Here is a 20952-nt window from a genome sequence, read left to right as displayed (position 1 = left end):
TGCTAAATGTAATCTTTTGGTTTTTTAAGCGACGGAATAAAATAAAGTATTTTTTGTTTTATAGTTTTTATAATTTTTCCAAATTTAGATCTTTTTTTAATACCATTTTCATTAATGGTGCTTTGAAAATTAATATCTACATTAACAACCGTAGGATAAATTGCATAAACATTAACATAGTTAGTATTTGAAGTGTAATGGTCTGCTGCTATATAAATTTTTTTCATTTTTTCTAATAATTTTAGAGCACCTTTTTTATTTATATAATATCCGTGTGTTCCATTACCTCTACCTATTATTTTTCTAATAGTCCATTTGCTAATTTCTTTTTTATATCTTAATGAATATGGGGTATTAATGGTATATCCATCGTCTCTATATTGTTGCCAATAATGTCCTAAAAGTAATAAATCTAAATCACTAGGTAAATTTTTATCTATACTATTTATAAAATCAATTAATTCTTTATTAAATATAGCATCATCTTCTAAAATAATAGCTTCTTTTAAATCTCTTTTAACTATTTCTTCATAACATTTTTTATGACTTAGTGAGCAGCCAATTTCTCCACGATTTAATGGCTTTCTAAGATATTTTAATTGCTCTTCTATTGGTGCTACTAATTCATTTATCTCATCTTCGCTTAATGCTTTGCCATATACTGCAGGTATTATTTCGCAATCGAGCCCAAAGCTTTCGCAAAGGGCTATTATTTTTTCTCTTTTTTCAATGTCTTGCTCTAAATTTATTATAAAAAATTTCAAGCAAAAACTCCTGTTTTAGGACCACTTTTACCACAACAATCTTTATATTTTTTACCACTTCCACAAGCACATAAATCATTTCTTGATTGTTTTTTATTTATAACTTGCTCTTCTTCTATAACTTCTTCTTGAGCTCTTAGTTGAATTATTAATAATACTTTTATGCTTTCACTCTTAATTCTTTCAACTAATTCCATAAATAGATTGTAGCTTTCTCTTTTATATTCTACTAATGGGTCTTTTTGATTATATCCACGAAGTCCTATACCTGTTTTTAAAATATCCATTTGGTATAAATGCTCTCTCCAAGCTCCATCTAAAACTTGTAAATATAATAATTTTTCAATTCTTTCTCTTTCGCCATCAGGCACTATGCTAAATTTATTTTTTAACATAGTAAGGATTGCGTTATTAATTACACTTTTACTCTCTTCAAGATTTAATGTCTTTAATAGTTCAATATCAAGCTCTAAATTAATTTCATTTTTAAATAATTCTATTAGATTTTCAGCACTTACATCATGTAGATTATTTATTAAATAATCTACATATTCAGCCACATTTTGTTCTACTTTTGTATCAATATCATAATTTGCATCAAGTAGTTCATTTCTATATTTATATATAGTTTTCCTTTGCTCGTTTGCCACATCATCGTATTCAAGTATGTGTTTTCTGCTTTCAAAATGAAGATTTTCAACTTTCTTTTGAGCGCTTGCTACTGCACGAGTTACAAGAGAGCTTTCTATACTTTCTCCTTCAGCAATCTTTAGCTTTGTAAAAATAGCTTTTAATCTATCTCCACCAAATATTCTAAGTAAATTATCTTCAAGGCTTAAATAAAATCTAGAAATCCCAGGATCGCCTTGTCTTCCTGCACGACCTCTTAATTGATTATCAATTCTACGGCTTTCGTGTCTTTCTGTTCCTATTATATATAAACCACCTAGCTCTCTAATCTCATCGGTAATTTTTATATCAACCCCACGACCTGCCATATTTGTAGCAATTGTAACCGCTCCTTTTTTACCTGCATCTTTAATAATTTCTGCTTCATGAGCGTGGTTTTTAGCGTTTAATACATTGTGAGCGATTTTTGCTTTTTTTAAGTATTCATGTAAAAGCTCACTTTTTTCTATGCTTGCAGTTCCTACTAATACAGGTTGTCCTTTTGCGTTAGCCTTTTTTATCTCTTCAACAACGGCTTTAAATTTTTCATCTTGAGTTTTATAAATTAAATCATCTAAATCTTTTCTAATTACAGGCACATTTGTTGGAATACTTATTACATCTAAATTATAAATTTGAGAAAACTCAGTAGCTTCTGTTTGAGCAGTTCCTGTCATACCTGCTAATTTTTCATACATTCTAAAATAATTTTGATATGTAATATCTGCTAGAGTTTGGCTTTCTTCTTGGATTTTTACACCTTCTTTAGCTTCTAATGCTTGATGAAGTCCTTCGCTAAAGCGTCTTCCTTCGCTAATACGACCTGTAAATTCATCAACTATCATTACTTCGCCATCTTTAACTACATAATGAGTATCTTTTAAGAATAAATTATTTGCTTTAAGAGCTTGGTCTAATTGATGAGCTAAAATAGCATTATCAAGGCTATATAAATTATCAACTCCAAATAATTTTTCAGCTTTAGAAATTCCAGCTTCAGTGATTAATATAGTTCTATTTTTTTCATCTGCTATAAAGTCTCCACTTGGTTTTTCTTTAGGATCTTCTGGAGCAACCCCTCTTATCATTTGCTTTGCTACTTCATTAGCTTTAATATAGCCATCAAGAGTTCTATTTGTTGGACCTGAGATAATTAGTGGAGTTCTAGCCTCATCAATTAAAATACTATCAACCTCATCAACGATAACAAAATAATGATTTCTTTGCACCTTATCAGCCGCTTCAAAGCACATATTATCTCTTAAATAATCAAAACCAAATTCACTATTAGTTCCATAAACTATATCACAATCATAAATAGCTTTTCTGTTTCTATGGTCATTACTTACTAAAATTCCTACACTAAATCCTAAGAAATTATAAATAGCACTCATTTCATTAGCATCTCTTGCTGCTAAGTAATCGTTCGTAGTAACTACATGAACGCCTTTTTTTGTCATTGCGTTTAATACAACAGGCAAGGTTGCTACAAGAGTTTTTCCTTCTCCTGTTTTCATTTCTGCTATGCTTTTATCGTTTAAAACCATACCACCTATTAATTGAACATCATAATGTCTAAGTCCTAGAGTTCTTTTACTTACTTCTCTAACTATTGCAAATACATCTTCTAATACCAAATCTAAATTCTCATGATTTTCTAAAACTTTGTTTTGTAGTTTGTTAAATTCAGCTTTTATTTCATCATCACTTAATTTTTGGTATTTTTCTTCAAGTGCGTTTATTTTTGATACTCTTTTTTTGTATGCTTTAAGAAGTCTATCATTACGAGTTCCAAATATACATTTTGCTATACTTTTAAACATTTAAATTTACCTCTTGGTTTTGATTTTTGAATATAATTATATTTGTTAAAATAAATAAAAGGATATTAAATGGATATTAAAAAAATCTTTTTGCTGTGTGCTTTCAGCATTTTTGCATTTGCATTTAAAATTGATAATATAAATTATAATAATTTTAAAGCTGATTTTACTCAAGTTGTAGTTGATACTTCTAATAAGACTTTAATATATGAAGGAAAATTTTATTATAAAAATGATAAAAGTTTATGGCAATACTTAAACCCTGATGAAAAGCGTGTTTATATAAATAAAGAAGAAGTTGTTGTTATAGACGATGATTTAGAGCAGGTTGTAATAAGTAAAGAAGAAATTGATTTAGAAAATATATTAAAAAATGTAATTTTAGATAAAAAAGACAAAAATACTTTGATTTATAAAGCTAATTATCAAAATGTGATTTATTATGTTAAAGTCCTTAATGATGTTTTAACAAATATTAGTTATAAAGATGAATTAGATAATCAAGTAAGTATTGATTTTACAAATACTAAAATTAACACCGATTTAGAAGATAGTTTATTTAAGTATGAAATCCCAAATAATTACGATATTATAAGGTAGAACATGATAATAGATATTGACTTAAAAGATAAAGCTTATAAAGTTTATATAGATGAAGCTATTAAAATCAACAAAGATTATGCGATTTTAACAAATACAACTTTAGAAAAATTATATTTAGAAGATGTAATAAATAAAATAGGTAAAAAACCAAAAGCAATTATAGTAATTCCTGATGGCGAGCAATATAAAAACATTGATAGTGTAAATTACATTTTAGATGAATTATTTAAGGCTGAAATTAGTAGAAGTGATCTGCTTGTTAATTTAGGCGGCGGAGTAATTAGCGATATAGGTGGCTTTGTTGCTAGTATTTATAAGCGTGGAATAAGTCATATAAATATAGCTACTACATTACTAGCAAGTGTAGATGCTGCAGTGGGCGGTAAAACAGGAATAAACAATAAATATGGAAAAAATCTAATAGGAACTTTCAAGCAACCTAGTGCTGTTTATATTTATACAAATTATTTTAAGACTTTAGAGCAAAGAGAACTTAGTGCTGCTATGGCTGAAGTTGTTAAAATGGCTTTATGTTTTGATTTAGATTTTTATAAGAAATTAAGTGCTTTAAATTATGAAAATATATTTGAAAATATTTTAGAATTTGTTGAAAAAACAATCAAAATAAAAGCAAATGTTGTAATCAATGATGAGTTTGAAGATAATCTTAGAATGAAATTAAACTACGGGCATACATTCGCTCATGTTATTGAAAATGAGACAAATTACAATACTTATTTGCACGGAGAAGCAGTTTCTATGGGCATTGTAATGGCTAATAGATTAGCTTATAATTTAGGACTTATTTCAAAGGAATTTGAAATAGGAATTAAGAATACTTTAAATAATTTCAAACTTCCTACTGAATACAAAATTAATTCAAAAAATAGTTTTTATGAAGGCTTTTTTCAAGATAAAAAAACTCTAAGTGGAAAGATTAATTTTATTTTATTAGACAATAAAGAAATGAGTATTATCAAAAACGACATTAATCAAAAAGTTATTTTAGATACTTTAGGAGAATTTGAATGAGATTTTTACTTGCGATTTTTCTTTTATTTGGTTTTGTTATGGCTGAAGATGAGTTTAGCAAAAACCTTGAAAGTATTTACAATCTTAAAGAAAAACTACATAAAATAAATGATGAATTAAAAGAAAATATCACAATAAAAAATTATAAAAATTACCAAGAATATTTAAAACTAAAAAACGAATTAAAAGATGCAAATGATAGCTTAATTAAAGCTAAAAAAACTCAAAGAGAACAGCTTGAAAGCAAGATTAAAATATTAGAAGATAAGCTTAATGTATTAAAAGATTATGAGACTTATAGCATAGTAAAATATTTAAATCTTCCAAGTGAGCCAAGTGAATATAAAAAGATTTCAAATATTTATTTAGTTATTGAAGGATTATCAGAGCGTAAGCAATTGCTAAATGAAAATAAAGAATACGAAAGCAAACTAAAAGACTTCACAAGCCTAGTTTCAAAAGTAGAGCAAAAAACAAAGCTTTTACAGAGTTTATATGAGCTTGAACCTAGCGAGAATTTAAATCAGGAATTAGCATATTCAATAAAAGAGCTAAGCGATTATAAAAGCACCTTAGAAAACATAACAAATGCCTATGAGATATTTAAAGTAAAGGTTGCAAATAGTATTAAACTAATTAATGCAGATATTAAAAAACAATACGATAGTGCTATTAAATTTATAGCTATTATTATTTGTATTTTTATCGCTAGATATTTAGTAGGTTTAATTCTTAGAAAATATGTAGATGATAAAGATAAGGTTTATACTTCTTTTAAGATTTTAAATATTTTTACATTTATTATAGTAACTATGTTTTCATTATTTTATTTTGTTGAAAATATTAGTTATCTAGTAAGTGTTTTAGGTTTTGCTTCAGCTGGTTTAGCTATTGCTATGAAAGATATGTTTATGAGCCTTTTAGGTTGGGTTACACTTCAATTTGGAGGCGGATTTCATGTAGGCGATAGGATAAAAGCTACTAAAAATGGAGTTACTTATGTAGGAGATATCATTGATATATCTTTACTTAAAATGACTATATATGAAGATGTTACATATACTACTTTTTTAACAAATCGTCGTGCAGGAAGGATTATTTATATTCCTAATAATTATATTTTTACAGAATTAATTTCAAATTATAATTATTCTTATATGAAAACGGTTTGGGATGGAATAGACATTGTTCTTGATTTTTCAAGCAATATTGAAAAAGCAAAGCAAATAATCTTAGAATCAGCACAAACACACACTCAAGCATTTAGTGATAGTGCAAAAAAAGCTATTCAAAAAATGAGAAATCATTATCAAATGAAAAACTCAGGAACAGACCCAAAAATGTTCGTAATGCTAGAACAATATGGAGTGAAAATATCTATTTGGTATATGGCAAACTCAAGGGAAGCTTTAAAAATGAGAAGTATAGTAAGTGAAGAAATAATAAAAAGATTAAAAGAATGTGATGATATAAAATTAGCATTCCCATCACAAACTTTGTATTTAGATAAAAGAACAAACCAACCATTCTAAAGGAAAATAATGAAAATATATATTAAAACTTTTGGTTGTAGAACCAATATTTATGATAGCGAGCTAATCAAAAGCTATATAAAAGATAACGAAATAATAAATGATGAATTAAACGCCGATATGATAATCATTAATTCATGCACCGTTACAAATCAAGCTGATCAAGGCTTAAAGCAATACATAAGACATATAAAAAATCATAATCCAAATACGAAATTTATTTTAACAGGCTGTGCAGCAGCTAGCATTGGTAAAAACTTATATGATAGCAAGATTGTAGATGGAGTAATGGGTGCATCACTTAAATCAAATGTGAATAAATTTATCTTAAATCCAAAGGAATTTGATTTAGGAAATTTAAAATTCATTGATGAAAAGATTGTTAGCAATTACGAAAATCACACAAAGGCATTTGTTAAAATCCAAGAAGGTTGCGATTTTGCATGTAGCTACTGCATAATCCCTAGTGTGCGTGGTAAGGCAAGAAGTCTTGAAAGTAAGCAAATCATAACTCAGATAAAAACCCTAGCTAATAATGGTTATAAAGAAGTAGTTTTAACAGGCACAAATATAGGAAGCTATGGTAAGGATATTGATTTTTCTTTAGCAAAATTATTGAAAGAAATTAGCAAAATAGGTATAAAAAGAGTTCGCTTAGGAAGTATTGAGCCGGTTCAAATTGATGATGAGTTTAAAGAGCTTTTAGATGAAGATTTTTTAGAGCGTCATCTTCATATTGCCTTGCAACACACAAATGAATATATGCTAAAACTTATGCAAAGAAGAAATAAAGCTTATAAAGATTTAGAATTATTTGAGTTTTTAGCATCTAAAGGCTATGCTTTAGGGACTGATTATATAGTAGCTCATCCAGGCGAAAGTGATGAGGTATGGGCTGATGCTATAAATAATTTTAAGAAATTTCCTATCACTCATCTTCATGCTTTTATTTATTCTAAAAGAGATGGCACAAGAAGTGTAGAATTAGCAAAAACCTTAGGTGAAATAGACAAAAATACAGCAAAAGCAAGACTAAATGAGATTAAAGAAATTACTAAAATGAAAAATTATGAGTTTAGAAAACAACAAAAAGATTTATTAGTTTTAGTAGAACAATTTAAAGACGGATTTTATCAAGGATATGATCAGTTTTTTAATCTAGTAAAAATTAAATCAGATAAAGATTTATTAAAAACTTGGATAAACATAAAAGATTACGAGGTAGAAATTGACAAAACAACAGCCATTTACTAAAAAAATAAAAATTATTATCGTTTGTATTATTGCAATTATTATTGCTTTAGGCGTATTTTCTTTAACTAAAAAAGAGCAAAATATATCTATAAATGAGTTTTCAAGCTTAGATTTAAAAAATATAAATAATGCATATTTATATGAAAATATGCTTTATTTTTCTATAAATAATAAAGATTATAAAATACTAGCAAATGATGAAATCATCAAAAAAATCTTAAATCATACAAGCATAGAAAATAAAGTAGAGTTTGATTATTCAATAATCTTACTTTTAATAATGATAGGTGTTTTTATATATTATCTAATGTATATTAGAAGTCTTAGCGCAAAACAAGGCTCAAGCTCTCATCCTATTAATAATATGCTAAAGCCAGAATTTAGATTCGTAATTAAAACCGATAGCAATTTTAACGATGTAATAGGGCAAACAAAGGCAAAAAATGAGCTTAGAAAATTAAGTGCTTTGTTTAAGAAAAATAATTCAAGTTTTGTCAAAGGAGTTTTACTAACAGGAGCTAGTGGTGTAGGTAAAACTATGCTAGCAAGGGCTTTAGCTAATGAATGCGGAGTGAATTTTTTATATCAGAGTGCGAGTAGTTTTAATGAGATTTTTGTAGGACTTGGTGCAAAAAGGGTTAGGGAATTATTCGCAAATGCTAAAAAACTTGCACCTTGCATAGTATTTATTGATGAGATTGACGCACTTGGAAAACAGCGTGGAAATGCCTTAGCAAACGATAGTGAAAATACTTTAAATGAATTATTAACTCAAATTGATGGCTTTAGCGAGCTTAAAAATGTCTTAATAATAGCAGCTACAAATAGAGCTGATGTATTAGATAATGCTTTGCTTAGAAGATTTGATAGGAAAATTCATTTTACTCTACCTACATATAACGATAGATTAGAGTTTTTAAAGGATTTAGTAGCAAAAGATTTAATTAGTCCTGATTATAATTTAGATTATTTAGCATTTATTTCAAGGGATTTTAGTGGGGCTAGTTTTAAGAGTTTAGAAAATGAATTAAGACTTAAAAATAAACTTAGAGAAGATGAAATAATGCTTGAGATTTTAAACATAAAGCACGGAATTAGCGAAGATTTACATTTAAATGAGAGCGAAAGATATATTCAAGCAATCTATCAAGCAGGCAAAATCACAATGGCAAAGATTTGTGATGCTAGATTAGTTTATGCTGATTTATTTCATTTTGAATATTTTTATCCAAATGAAAATATAAAATCATTCTCAGAAATCAAAAATGAAATAAAAATTTTATTATCAGGAATGCTTGCCAATGAGATGTTTTTGGGTGAAAATTATGATAATTTCGCTAAAGATAATGAAAAAATCCAAAAATTAAGCAAATTTTACATGGAATTTGAAATAGGAAATTTAGAAGAAGAATGCAAAGAATTTTTAAAAGCTTATGAGATAGATATTAAGCAATTAGCAGATGAATTAATGCAAAAAGAAAGAATATTTTTTAAGGATAAATAATGGATATTGTAAAAATTGGAATAATTACTAGCTCAGATAGAGCAAGTGCAGGTGTGTATGAAGATATTAGCGGAGAAGAGATTAGAAAAATTATGAAAGAATATTTATTAAACGAAATAGATTTTAAATATTCTTTAATCCCTGATGAAGAAGAATTAATAAAAAATGAAATTATCAAAATGGCTGATGAGTTTAAATGTGATTTAATCTTTACAACGGGTGGCACAGGTCCAGCTATTAGAGATGTTACCCCTGAAGCTACAAAAAAGGCAATCGAGCGTGAATTACCAGGTTTTGGAGAATTAATGCGTGCAAGCTCACTTAAAATTGTTCCAACGGCAATTTTGAGCCGTCAATTAGCAGGAATTAGGGGTAATTCATTAGTGATTAATCTTCCAGGTAAGCCAAAAGCTATTCGTGAATGTATAGAGCCAATCTTTCCTGCGATACCTTATTGCCTAGATTTAATTGAAGCAGCTTATATAAACGAAAGCGAAAAAGCTCCAAAAGTCTTTAGACCAAAGTCAAAATAATGCCCTTAAGGGAAAAATTGTTTAATGAATAAATTTATAATTTAACACTTTAATCAAATTAAGGAGAATAATATGAATAAGAAAATTGTGTTTTCATTAGCAGTATTATCAACTTTTTCAAACATTAATGCAGAAGAACTGAGTATTTCAGGAGCAAGTGATTGCCTTAGTGGTAATATAAGCTTAGACAACTTAAAGAAATGTACAACTTTAAGAAAAGATCCAAAGCAAGATGACTTTTACATTCAATGTGTTTCTAATGAAAGAGATATTGCTTATGAATCAGGAGAATTTCATTTAATCAATATCTTAACACAAAACGCAGCAGCAAGTCAGCCAGAAAAAGTTAGGTATGAAGCGCTTAGAAAATGTGGAATGACATACTATGATTCAAGAATGGCAGCAGCTTTTAAAGCTCAGGTTAAACATAGAGCTAATTTAGGCGAAGCAAATGATTTTATATCATCTTACAAGAACCTTTTAAACAATACTAAAAATCTATCAAATGAGTGTAAAGCTGTTTATAATGCTGAAAAACAATATATAAGTGATAACAGCAAGAGTTTAAACAATTTAGATTTAAGTCCGTATTATAAAGTATTAGGTGTAAGTAAGCCAAATATTATTGACTTAAAAAATGGTTCTAGAGAATTTAAGAAAACTGTTAAATTATTAACCGATGTAAGAGGCGAAAATAACGATAGAAAAGTGGTTCAAGAATTCTATCAAGAGTTTAAAACTTATTCAACTGGCAGGGTTATGGTTTCAAGTTCTATGAATAATGAGCAAGAGCCTTATATAGTATATTTACTAGATCAACAAGAGCCTAAAGCTTATGTGGGTGATGGTTGGTATCCAGATATATTTAGACATTTTTCAGATATCATAGGTGATTTTACTTTAAGTAGTAATAATGTTGTTTCAAATGGTAAAGGGTGTTCATATATTGATGATAAAATCAATAGTTACGAAAGTCCTAGGAGAGAAGACAGCAATAAGCTAATTTATGTAGATGAAAGATATGATGCTTTAAGTATGCAAGGCGTTTGTGATGCTTATAGAGGTGTTTTTGAAAAAGGTGACCTCAATAGTTATGATTTCAATAGAGCAAAAGAAATGTTCATATTGAAAAACTCTAAAATTAAACCATTTAATTATAGTGATTATTTTGCTGATTATAATGACTCAAAAAATAACAATAGAACAAATGACTATAAAGGTGGTGTAAACAAGTGCTATAACTATGACTTAGAGAAATTTACTTCTACTTATTCAAGAGCTAGTTATTTTGATTGGTTAAATACAAGAAGTTTTGCAAAAGATAATGCATTCAGCACTTGGCAAAGACAACATGGTGTGTTTAGTATTCATAAAAACAATGGAAACCATAAGGGTGTATTCACAGATGATACAGGCAATGAATTGCAAGAATATTACTTCAGTGTAAATGCAAGACCATCGTTTAAACCTGATAGACACGGATTTACTTTAGCAAAAAGAGAAATAATTCCAACCGTAATTAGTGAGTTAAAAGTAAAATTTGTTCCTGATGCAAATTACTTTACAATAACAGATTCTGCAAATCAAGATAGTATTACAAAAGCTTTAAAAGCAACTAGTCTTGATGATGTTTATATTAGCTTGAATAATAATAAAATGCCTTTTACAGCTGCTGATAGAGTAACTGATGAAGGTGATTTAAAAACAAGTATTAAGTATTATATGACTGAATTTGAACTAACTAAAGAAAAGATTTCAAATATAAATGGTCCAGTTAGCGAAAAGCCAGTAAATATAAAAACTGACTTAACTAAAATTGAACTTTTTGTTAAAGAAGACATTAAAGGCTTTGGTCTTAAATTTGGAAAAGAAGCATTTAAGAAATTAGTAAATATTACTGATAAAGAAATAGAAGATGGTAATAGATACAGCATTAAACTTACTCCTAAAGTAATAGTTGAAGAAATTACAGAAAGATATCAAGAGCACGAATGTCCTACTTCAGGTAATTGTAAAGCTGTAACAAAAGAGAGAAAATATACTCGTCCTATGTATCAAGAATCAGGTGTAGATATAGTAAAGGGTAGCTCTAAAGGTAATATTGAAATTATTTTAGGCGGTATGAATATGCCAAAAGGAGCAACTTTAGGTTCTGCTTATACTGATGAAAATAATATAGTTATTGATGATAAAGAAATAGTATCTTCTAAAGTAAAAATAGCTGATAAAATATATACAAGAACAAATGAACAAAATATATTTTTAGGCTTTAAACTACCAAGTGAATATAGTGTAGAAAATCGCTATATTAAATTTTTAAATGAAGATAACACTGATTTAAATGCTAAGGTATTTTCAAAAGGCTATAAATTACAAAAAGAAGTTGGAAATAATGATAAAACTTGCAATGGTTATTACAAGTTATCAAATGAGATGATTATTCAGTTAAATAAAAAACTTCCTGTAAGTCAAAACAATAAATTCCGCTACAAAATTGCAGAATTTGATAAAATTTTTGATGAATGTGTTGAGTTAGGAAGCAAAGAAAGTAATGAATTTACAGTTAGACCTGAAGAAATTAAATATAAGATCTCAGGAAAAGATAGCTTTGATAAAAATGCAGGTAAAATAGATGATAGATATTTAAATAATAATGTAACTTTTACTGCTGATATTAAAGATGATAAATTTGGTATAGGAATTGCAGAATTAAGAGTAGCTTATGCTAAGCCTTTAACTGGAGTTAAGACATTTAATTTAGAAGATGAGAATGCTAATTTATTAAATAGGGTTGATAATACAACTACTTCGTTTGTTAATTTTAATAAAAACAATGGAAATTTTGCAATTAAGACAGTTTTCCCTATGGTTACAGATGCGAAAATTTTATTAGCTGAAAATAAATTTACTTATGAAGACTTAAAAGATGATTTATGTAAAAATACTAATGAATCTCTTTATAAGCATGAAGCAAATAAAATAGGAACAGATGGTAAGATTAACTGCCAAACTCCGGGTAATGAAATTGATGTTAATTTTACAGCAAGCCAAAGCTTTAGTTTAGAAAAAGATACAAAAGGTAAAGATATTAAAGTTAGTGTTACTAACACGCATTTTGTAGATTATGTTCCGTTTAGTGATTTAGATGGTGAAAGATTAAGAATTCCTTTACAAGTTGCTAACACAAACAATGGTTCATACTTTTATAAAAAATATGATAGTAATACAATAAAAGCTGAATTAAATTTAACTTATAAAACTGAGCCAAAAGATGTTGATAAAATTATAATTAAAACTTTCTCAGACCTAGATGTTAAAGCAACAAGTAAGAAAAATGTATTTGAGCTATCAGGTTTAAATGATAAATTTAATGATAAATTAACTGCATTGAATATAGCAGACAAATTAAGCTCTTATAACGATAGTGATTTTGATGCTAAAAACTTTGCTAAATTTGAATACAAGATCGGTTATCCAAAAACAATTGGAGGAAAGCCTAATTTAGTAAGAGAATTTATAATTTCAAATGCAGATTCTAAAATAACATTTGCAAATGGTAAAGAAGAAGTTAAAAATAATATCTTCACAAAGTCAGAAGAATATAGATTTGCTTATACAGGATTATTCTTTAAGGATATTAAAGTAAGTGGAAAAAGTGTAAATACTCACAATATTGAATCAACTAGTGCAGGCTTATTGAAATATGTTGAGAATAAAGGTTTTGAAAAAATAAATACTAAAGTTAATAATTTTGAAGGCCTATATAACAATGCAATAGGTTCATTTAATTTAATTTCTGATTATTCTCGCTCAAGTTTAGTTGGAAATAAATACGAAATACCAAATAACTTAAAGCATAATCAATATGTTAAAGATACAATTAGATTTAACATAAAAGATCCAGCTTATAAATATTTAGATTCATACTCTACATTTACAATAGAGTTTATAAAATAAACAAGCCCTAGCCAAAAGGCTAGGGTTATACAATATCTTCAATTTTTTATAATAAAACTACTTAAAATAAAACTTTTAATTATTTAAATTTTCAATATATATAAGTAAAATAAAGCTTAAATTTCTATTTCAAATTCTTTGATTTTTTGCTTGAAATTTTAATGTAATTTTGTGGGGCAAAACTACATTAAAATCCGTAAAGATAGCGTTAAAATCCATCAAACTGCGAAGTGAGTTATAGATTTTACTTGTCTTTACCCAATAGTAGCGATAGAAAAAAAGGGTGAGGAAAGCTTACGGAAGTGGGGGTGGGTAGAGAAAGACTACCATCAAGTTTTCCTACCCACTTCTATAAAAAAGTATTACAAAAATGCCAAAAAACTTTTTAGAGAAAAATACAATTTGAAATTCCTATTTCAAATTCTTTGATTTTTTGATTGAAATTCTAAGGAATTTGAAATAGGAATTTGATTAAAGTAAATTAGCGTCTTTTAGTATTTCTTTTATAGCTTCGGCACTATCTTTACTTTTTAGATTCATTATTAAAATATCATCAATATTTACTGAATACTTTTTTCCTGCGTATTTGATAATGGTTTTTTTAAGATTTTCTTTACCAAGTTCTGTAAATAAGTCTTCATAATAATAACTTGATATAACCATATTTAAACTATCTTGTATGAAGTCTTTTTCGTTAGCTACATTATCGCCAATCACTTTTATGCTTAAATTAATTTTCTTTAAGCCATTTGATTTAGAATATAAATCGGTTTCAAAATTACTTATTTCAATACTTCCAGCTATAGCAACAACGCTTACTAAACTAAAAACAATTTTTTTCATATTTGTTCCTTATCGCAAAATTGATAAAACTGCTTTACTGCTAAATTAGCCTTAGCCTTAATTCTAAATAGATTTTCGTATGATTTTTCGCTACCATTGAAAATTATTTTAAAATTACTTGGATTTGAGCTTCTTGACAGTGCTACATAAAGCTGTCCTTGAGCAAATATTTTATCACATTTACAAATTAATTTATCAATACTCATTCCTTGGCTTTTGTGAATTGTTATTGCATAAGAAAGCTTTATGGGAAAGGCTTTTAAGATTGCATCAGGTTTTTTATCAATTAAGCTAGGATTTATTCTAAAGCTAGCTGCAATTTCTGGGTCGCTAAAGTATAAAAACTCTCTAGGACTTACTGAATAGATATATTGATTTGAGCGAATTTTTAATTCTTTTTCTTTTTCATCATAGGCGATTATCTCACCTTGCATTCCGTTATAATAATTATCAAAATTATATGTAAAAATAACCTTAGCACCTATTTTAAAAACAAACTCTTCTTCAATAGGCTGAGCTCTTAGCCATTGCTTAAAATCATTATCTAATTCTTCATCAAATTCTATATTTTTCTTAACACTTGCTTCAAAAGAATATTCTTTATTATCAATAGCTTTTAATTTGGCTATATTGATATTTTTTGCTTCTTCGTTTGTGCCACAAATAATCGTATAATCATCATAATTATTTATATCATCTTTTATTTTGTATTGCTTAAAATACTCAATGCAATTATTTGTAATATTTCCTATTCTAATGCTTCTTAGATTTTCATAAAATTCTTTATCGCCCATTCTATGCTGAGTAATTAGCTCAATTACTTTGAAATTACACTCTTGCCAGTATTTTGAGCAAAAAGCATAATTGCCATCAGATTTAACAGGCTCAAGCTGATAAAAATCTCCAACTATTAATAATCTAATATTACTAAATCCAAAAAGTCTTGAATAAATCATATCAAATACATCGCTACTTATCATAGATATTTCATCAATGATGATTAATTCTATTCCTGATAAGGATTTATATAATTCTTGCAAGTCATCTTTGCTAGTTTTAAGCTCGTTTATGTTTCTTGCAAGGCGAAGTTTAAAAAATCTATGAACCGTATCTCCGCCGATATTTACAGCAGCAAGTGCAGTGCTAGCTAATACTATTGTCTTAAAAGCATTGCTTTTAATAATCTTATCTATGGTATAAGATTTTCCAACTCCTGCACCACCAGTTAAAAATACATTTCTTCCTTGTTTTAATAAGTCAATTATATGCTTACTTTGATTCATCAATTATATTTACTTTATAGTTTTTTGTAGTAAGTGCATTAAGTCTTAACATTAAATCTTCATAAGTATCACCATCATAAGGATAAAACGCCACACATTCTTTTGCCCTTGTATTTAAAAAACTATAAATTTCATTGCTTATGTTTTGAGTATTTTCTTTGCTTGCACCTGAAAATAAAATAATTATTCCACTTTCTAGTTCAAAAACACAATCAGTTTTTCTTAAAATACTTGCAATTACTTTTCTATGTTCTTCATCAGGACTTTTTATAAAAGCTAAGCAAAACTCAAAATCTATATCATAAAAATATCTATAAATATTCGCTGTAAAAAAATCAATAATTTTTTTCATTTCTTCTTTTTTAAAAATTTGCATAATTTCTCCTTTATTCATTTCTTAAAGTTTTTAATACATCTATTTTACTAGCTTTATATGCTGGATATAAAGATGAAAGCATTACTATAATACTAGCTCCAAAAGTGATTGTTAAAAAATCACTCAAGCTAAGATTTATAGGTAATTTTGCACTTCCATATACATCAGCAGGAAGCGAAATAATATCAAATGTATCTAAAATCCAAAGTCCAAAAAAGCCTAATAAACAGCCAAAGATGATGCCTACAAAACCTATAAAACAACCTATTGCAAAAAAGGCATTTTTTACTTCTTTTTTACTAGCACCTAAGGCTAATAATAAGGCTATTTCACTTCTTCTATTTAAAACAATCATAAATAAAGAAGTGATTATATTTAAACTTGCAATTATTACTATCATCATTAGTATAAAAAATAAAGCTTTTTTTTCTAAATCAATTGCGCTTAAGATATTTCCGTTTTGCTCCCACCAGCCTATGAAGAAATATCTATCATTATATTTTGCTTTAAGTTTTGAAATATCTTCTTTTGGATTATTTGTATCTATATGAATACCTGTTATATCTGTATTTTTTAAAACTTTTTGTAAGTCTTTAATATCTACATAAACATAAGAATTATCATAAGCATTTAAGCCTGAATGAAAGGTTGAACCTAAATAAAAACTCTTAATATTTGGACTTATGCTAAAGGCATTAGCGCTTAAATCGGTAAATATTAAGTGTAATTTATCGTTTTTATTAGCTCCTAATCTATTTGCAAGACCATTGCCTAAAATTGCTTGGAATTTGAATTCGGAATTAGGAATATTTAAAATCTTATTAATTTGCTTTTCTTTTTCAAAATCAACCCCAAATACAACAGCACCATGCATAGTAGAATTAAATCTTATCGCTGCTTGAGTTTGAATAAATGGGCTTATTTTATAATCTTTACTAAGCTCGTTTATTAAATCTTCATCTATTAAAACACTTCTTGGATATAAAGTAATAGGGTAGTTCATAGTAAGTAATTTATCCATAAAGCTCTTATTCATTCCATTCATTACAGCCATAGAAATGATTAGAACACAAACGCCAAGAGCAACACCAACAAAAGCAAGTAGCTTTGTAATCATAATAAAAGGCATTGATTTATCAAAGCGAAGGTATTTAAATAATAAATATTTTGTCATAAATTATCTTTAAGAGCTTTTGCTATTTGGGTTTCGGTTGCATCTTTTATTATTAAATCTGCAAAATCTAAATTCTTTTTAGCATGTTTATTGCCTAAAAATAAGATTATGAAAGTTTTTGGATTTTCGTACTTGATTTTGTTTATTTGGCTTACTAAATTTTCATAATCAAATAATAATGCTTCATAACCTATTGCTATGATTTTGTAATTATTATTTAATTCATTTATAAAGGCACTTATGCTATCTACTTTTGTATTTAGCTTTGCGTGTTTGTTTGCTATGTGATATAAATAATCAGTTTGTATATCTGAACTTAAGAATATTAAAACATCGTTTTTAAATTCTTGCGTTTTACTCTCTACTTTATAATCACTTAATAAAGTAATCAAGATATTTTTTAGTTTTATCTTGCTAAACGGGCGTTTTAAATAATTATCTTTATTGTAATTATCGCTTAAAATTATTGTGTTTTTTGTCTTGTAATCATAATCTTCATCAACTATCACGCAAGGATAACTTGAAAAATCACTAATGCTATTATAAAAATCTACATTTATTTCATATTGTTTTAGTATTGTTTTTAGTAAGAAATTTTCTAATAAATCATTATTTAAAATAGCGATTTTAACTCCATTAAAACTAGGATTTAATTCATTTTCAAAATTATCATAATTTGTTTCATAAGAAATCGTTGTTTTTGTTAATGAATAAATATTTTGAATACTATCATCATTGTGCTTTTCTATTAGCTCTCTTATTTGATTTAAATTATTTTCATTTGTATATGATAAAACATTATTAATGTTTTTAAGCTCTTTAGCACTACTATTTAAATGCTTTATTAAAAACTCATTGTGGTTTTGTAAAGCCATCATTTTTTGCTTTATTTTGCCTACTTCATCTACTATTAATCTAAGATTTTTATTCAAATCTAAATTATCACTATTAGCACCTAAGCTTTTTAATATTTCTTTTAAAATATTTATTTTTTGGTTTGCACTTTTTTTTCTAATAAGTGCAGCTATAAAACTTACTGCGTTAAATATCAAAATCACTGCCAAAATGATTGTAAAAATCGTTTGATTTAGCAAATTTTCTACAAACAAACTAGCTATTAAAATAGCGCATAATAATATATTAAACAAACTTGGAAACACAAAAATCCTTTATATAAACTATAAGCTAAATTATGGCTATTAGATTAAATGATTATTTAATATTTTTACTAATTTTAGAAGCTACATTTTTATTTGTAATTTTTGCTATTTCATCAAAATCAGCCTTGTAAATATTTTCATAATTTTCATAATATTTTAATAATTTAATAATATTTGCTTTTGAAACGCCAAGTTGTTCTAATTTTGACGCTTTTAAATCATTTTTGCGTTTTGCATTTTGATGAGTAGTGATTGCAAATCTATGTGCTTCATCTCTTAGTTTTTGAATAAATTGTAAAATCTCATCATTTGTTTTAAGCTCATATACTTTATCTTTAAAATACAGCTTGTCACGAGCTGCACCCTTTGCTCTATGTGCTAGATGATTTAATTTTTCTTTAGAAATCGCTATTACATCTACATTTATTTCATTTTGAGCTAGAAGTTCATTTGCTAAATCAAGTAAAGCCTTTCCGCCATCAATTATCCATAAATCAGGACTTGCTAATTCGCTAAAAGAATTAATTCTTCTAATAAGCATTTCTTGCATTTGCTCATAATCATTATTGCTTGTAAGATTATATCTTCTATAATTTTGCTTGTTAAATTCATTGCTTGATAAATTATAATTTATCATAGCACCCACAATAGCTTCTCCTTGAAAATGCGAATTATCAAAAACTTCTATTACATAAGGCATGTTTGTTAAATTAAAAAAGCTTTTTAATTTAAACAATAAATTATTTTCTTGTTTTTTAAGATTTATTAAAGCGTTATTTTCTGCTAATTCTATTAGCTTTTTAACCTCATTTGTTTTTGCTATTTTTATGCTAACTTTATGATTTGCTAGTTTGCTTAGATATTCGCTTAATAATTCTTTATTTTCATTTTCTTCTTTTATATAAATATTATTAGGAATTATTCCTTCTTTGTAGTTTGCAAACAATAATTGACTTAAAAAATCGCCTTCTTTATTTATGATTTTTTCATTAATTACGCTTACAACTTTTCCATGATTAATCACAAGCCTTGTGCTTGATAAAAACTCATTATCACTAACTACTGCAAATACATCAAAGCTAACATCTTTTGCTAAATCTACTTCAATTTCCTGATTTAAATTCTTAATATGATTTATCATATCTCTTATCTTAGCTGCTTCTTCGTAGTTTTCGTTTTCTGCGTATTTAAACATTTTTTCATTTAGAGTTTTTAGCATTTGCTTTGGGTTTTTTAAAGCTTGTAAGGCTTGTTTTAAAATATTTTCATATTCAAGCTTTACATTAAACTCGCAAGGTGCTAAACATCTTGACATATCATAAAAAATACATCTTTTTTTACAGCTTTTCATTTGCCTTAATGGATAACATAAATATAAAGCTTCTAATAAATCTTTTGCCCCACTAGCATAAGGTCCATAGTATTTGGTTAAAGAATCTTTTTTAACCTTTCTTGTGATTTCAAATCTAGGGTATTCTTCTTTTAAATCACAACATATATAAGGATAAGTTTTATCATCTCTTAATAAAATATTATATTTTGGATGCATTTGTTTTATTAGCGAATTTTCTAAGATTAAAGCATCTAATTCACTGCTTGTTTGGGTGTATTCTAAATTATTTGCTTCTTCAATTAATTTTATAATTCTAGGAGAATTTTTAGGATTAGCTCTAAGGCTTGGCGTAAAGCTAAAATAACTTCTAACACGCTTTTTAAGATTTTTTGCCTTTCCTACATAAAGCAAAGTATTATTGTGATAATACCTATAAACTCCTGATTCGTTTGGTAAAGAATTAATTTTGTCTAATAGATTTGATTTTTGCATTTGTTTTTTTAATACTTTCTTTTAAATTATCCACTAATATTTGATGTTCTTTTAATTTTGCGAGATTATTAAAATCTTCGCACATTAAATCTTTTAATAAAATCTTTGGTTGTCTTGATTTTTCGTAATCTATATAAGCATTTAAAATTGCATTTGAATTTATTATTATTTCATCATTTCTTAAATTAAGAACTCTTGCTTCAATAGGTGAAAATCTTTTATAATTATTAATATGGTTTAAAATAGCTCTTTTTGTAGAATCATTTCTTATATCTTGAGCTAGGGTTGGATGATATACTCTTATTCTAAAATAATTCCTATCAAATTTCGTATATACATCGCATACTACGCCTTTTTGAGTTAATTTGTATTTAATATCTGGTGGCATACTTAAAATAAATAATTTTAATTGTTTATTAAGTTTTAAAAATAAAAGGTTTTTATTATGAGCTGCAAGTTCTTCATGAATATTTTTAATATCTTTAAATTTAGTCATATTGTTTTGTTATTTGCCTTAGTTTTTTCTGCTTGTGGATATAAAAGCGATCCTGTCTATTATGATAACAAGTCAACGCAAACACAAAAATTACCTTTTGTTGAATTAGAGTAAATAATATCTA

The 20952-nt window shown here is 26.9% G+C and carries 16 protein-coding genes; 7 read left to right on the top strand and 9 right to left on the bottom strand.

Going from position 1 to position 20952, the window contains the following annotated elements; genetic code table 11:
- Positions 1-2: 2 nt before the first annotated feature.
- Both AC1B00_RS01050 and secA read right to left on the bottom strand, forming a co-directional pair.
- A complete protein-coding gene (locus AC1B00_RS01050; RefSeq protein WP_488847706.1) occupies positions 3-764 on the bottom strand; it encodes a glycosyltransferase family 25 protein in 762 nt (253 codons plus the stop codon).
- Positions 761-3256, bottom strand: coding sequence for a preprotein translocase subunit SecA (gene secA, locus AC1B00_RS01045; RefSeq protein ID WP_488847705.1), 2496 nt, complete (start codon positions 3254-3256; stop codon positions 761-763). Before secA ends, AC1B00_RS01050 begins: the two co-directional genes overlap by 4 nt.
- A gap of 69 nt (positions 3257-3325) precedes the next feature.
- Here secA and lolA point away from each other — a divergent pair, with 69 nt between their 5' ends.
- The 7 genes from lolA (at position 3326) to AC1B00_RS01010 (ending at position 13671) form a co-directional block, all read left to right on the top strand.
- The gene (lolA, locus tag AC1B00_RS01040; protein WP_488847704.1) at positions 3326-3856 is read left to right on the top strand and encodes a LolA-like outer membrane lipoprotein chaperone; all 531 of its coding nucleotides are present in this window, start codon (positions 3326-3328) and stop codon (positions 3854-3856) included.
- A 3-nt stretch (positions 3857-3859) separates the two neighbouring features.
- Positions 3860-4891, top strand: coding sequence for a 3-dehydroquinate synthase (gene aroB, locus AC1B00_RS01035; protein ID WP_488847703.1), 1032 nt, complete (start codon positions 3860-3862; stop codon positions 4889-4891).
- Positions 4888-6423 carry a mechanosensitive ion channel domain-containing protein gene (locus AC1B00_RS01030; RefSeq protein ID WP_488847702.1) on the top strand — a complete coding sequence of 512 codons (1536 nt, stop codon included), beginning with the start codon at positions 4888-4890 and terminating at the stop codon, positions 6421-6423. Before aroB ends, AC1B00_RS01030 begins: the two co-directional genes overlap by 4 nt.
- 9 nt (positions 6424-6432) lie before the next feature.
- Positions 6433-7677, top strand: coding sequence for a tRNA (N(6)-L-threonylcarbamoyladenosine(37)-C(2))-methylthiotransferase MtaB (gene mtaB, locus AC1B00_RS01025; RefSeq protein ID WP_488847701.1), 1245 nt, complete (start codon positions 6433-6435; stop codon positions 7675-7677).
- Complete coding sequence (locus AC1B00_RS01020) at positions 7652-9181, top strand: AAA family ATPase (RefSeq protein ID WP_488847700.1); 1530 nt, start codon at positions 7652-7654, stop codon at positions 9179-9181. The genes mtaB and AC1B00_RS01020 overlap by 26 nt, the downstream gene beginning before the upstream one ends.
- A complete protein-coding gene (gene mog / locus AC1B00_RS01015; RefSeq protein ID WP_488847699.1) occupies positions 9181-9714 on the top strand; it encodes a molybdopterin adenylyltransferase in 534 nt (177 codons plus the stop codon). Before AC1B00_RS01020 ends, mog begins: the two co-directional genes overlap by 1 nt.
- Positions 9715-9786: 72 nt before the next feature.
- A complete protein-coding gene (locus tag AC1B00_RS01010) occupies positions 9787-13671 on the top strand; it encodes a hypothetical protein (RefSeq protein WP_488847698.1) in 3885 nt (1294 codons plus the stop codon).
- 471 nt (positions 13672-14142) lie between these two features.
- Here the strand turns inward: AC1B00_RS01010 and AC1B00_RS01005 are convergent, their stop codons facing one another.
- From AC1B00_RS01005 to AC1B00_RS00975, 7 genes are read right to left on the bottom strand one after another with little or no spacing between them, the layout of a single operon-like run.
- Complete coding sequence (locus tag AC1B00_RS01005; protein WP_488847697.1) at positions 14143-14514, bottom strand: flagellar basal body-associated FliL family protein; 372 nt, start codon at positions 14512-14514, stop codon at positions 14143-14145.
- Positions 14511-15797: an ATP-dependent DNA helicase gene (locus AC1B00_RS01000; RefSeq protein ID WP_488847769.1), complete on the bottom strand. Its 1287-nt coding sequence runs from the start codon at positions 15795-15797 to the stop codon at positions 14511-14513. The genes AC1B00_RS01005 and AC1B00_RS01000 overlap by 4 nt, the downstream gene beginning before the upstream one ends.
- A complete protein-coding gene (locus tag AC1B00_RS00995; protein WP_239816841.1) occupies positions 15784-16173 on the bottom strand; it encodes a hypothetical protein in 390 nt (129 codons plus the stop codon). The genes AC1B00_RS01000 and AC1B00_RS00995 overlap by 14 nt, the downstream gene beginning before the upstream one ends.
- Before the next feature lie 10 nt (positions 16174-16183).
- Entirely contained in the window at positions 16184-17347 is a 1164-nt protein-coding gene (locus AC1B00_RS00990; protein ID WP_488847696.1) for an ABC transporter permease, read from the bottom strand.
- Entirely contained in the window at positions 17344-18507 is a 1164-nt protein-coding gene (locus AC1B00_RS00985; RefSeq protein WP_488847695.1) for a hypothetical protein, read from the bottom strand. Before AC1B00_RS00985 ends, AC1B00_RS00990 begins: the two co-directional genes overlap by 4 nt.
- A 52-nt stretch (positions 18508-18559) precedes the next feature.
- Positions 18560-20332: an excinuclease ABC subunit UvrC gene (gene uvrC, locus AC1B00_RS00980; protein ID WP_488847694.1), complete on the bottom strand. Its 1773-nt coding sequence runs from the start codon at positions 20330-20332 to the stop codon at positions 18560-18562.
- Entirely contained in the window at positions 20301-20828 is a 528-nt protein-coding gene (locus AC1B00_RS00975) for a hypothetical protein (RefSeq protein ID WP_488847693.1), read from the bottom strand. Before AC1B00_RS00975 ends, uvrC begins: the two co-directional genes overlap by 32 nt.
- Between the last annotated feature and the right edge of the window lie 124 nt (positions 20829-20952).

It is taken from the genome of Campylobacter sp. DY7 (genome assembly GCF_057802535.1).
The sequence above is the reverse complement of the archived record's forward strand: the minus strand, read 5'-3'. Positions and strand labels throughout refer to the sequence as shown.

Coding starts and splice junctions, on each gene's coding strand:
- secA (WP_488847705.1), bottom strand. CDS start 3,256: ATGTTTAAAAGTATAGCAAAATGTATATTTGGAACTCGTAATGATAGA.
- lolA (WP_488847704.1), top strand. CDS start 3,326: ATGGATATTAAAAAAATCTTTTTGCTGTGTGCTTTCAGCATTTTTGCA.
- aroB (WP_488847703.1), top strand. CDS start 3,860: ATGATAATAGATATTGACTTAAAAGATAAAGCTTATAAAGTTTATATA.
- AC1B00_RS01030 (WP_488847702.1), top strand. CDS start 4,888: ATGAGATTTTTACTTGCGATTTTTCTTTTATTTGGTTTTGTTATGGCT.
- mtaB (WP_488847701.1), top strand. CDS start 6,433: ATGAAAATATATATTAAAACTTTTGGTTGTAGAACCAATATTTATGAT.
- mog (WP_488847699.1), top strand. CDS start 9,181: ATGGATATTGTAAAAATTGGAATAATTACTAGCTCAGATAGAGCAAGT.
- AC1B00_RS01010 (WP_488847698.1), top strand. CDS start 9,787: ATGAATAAGAAAATTGTGTTTTCATTAGCAGTATTATCAACTTTTTCA.
- AC1B00_RS01005 (WP_488847697.1), bottom strand. CDS start 14,514: ATGAAAAAAATTGTTTTTAGTTTAGTAAGCGTTGTTGCTATAGCTGGA.
- AC1B00_RS01000 (WP_488847769.1), bottom strand. CDS start 15,797: ATGAATCAAAGTAAGCATATAATTGACTTATTAAAACAAGGAAGAAAT.
- AC1B00_RS00995 (WP_239816841.1), bottom strand. CDS start 16,173: ATGCAAATTTTTAAAAAAGAAGAAATGAAAAAAATTATTGATTTTTTT.
- AC1B00_RS00990 (WP_488847696.1), bottom strand. CDS start 17,347: ATGACAAAATATTTATTATTTAAATACCTTCGCTTTGATAAATCAATG.
- uvrC (WP_488847694.1), bottom strand. CDS start 20,332: ATGCAAAAATCAAATCTATTAGACAAAATTAATTCTTTACCAAACGAA.
- AC1B00_RS00975 (WP_488847693.1), bottom strand. CDS start 20,828: ATGACTAAATTTAAAGATATTAAAAATATTCATGAAGAACTTGCAGCT.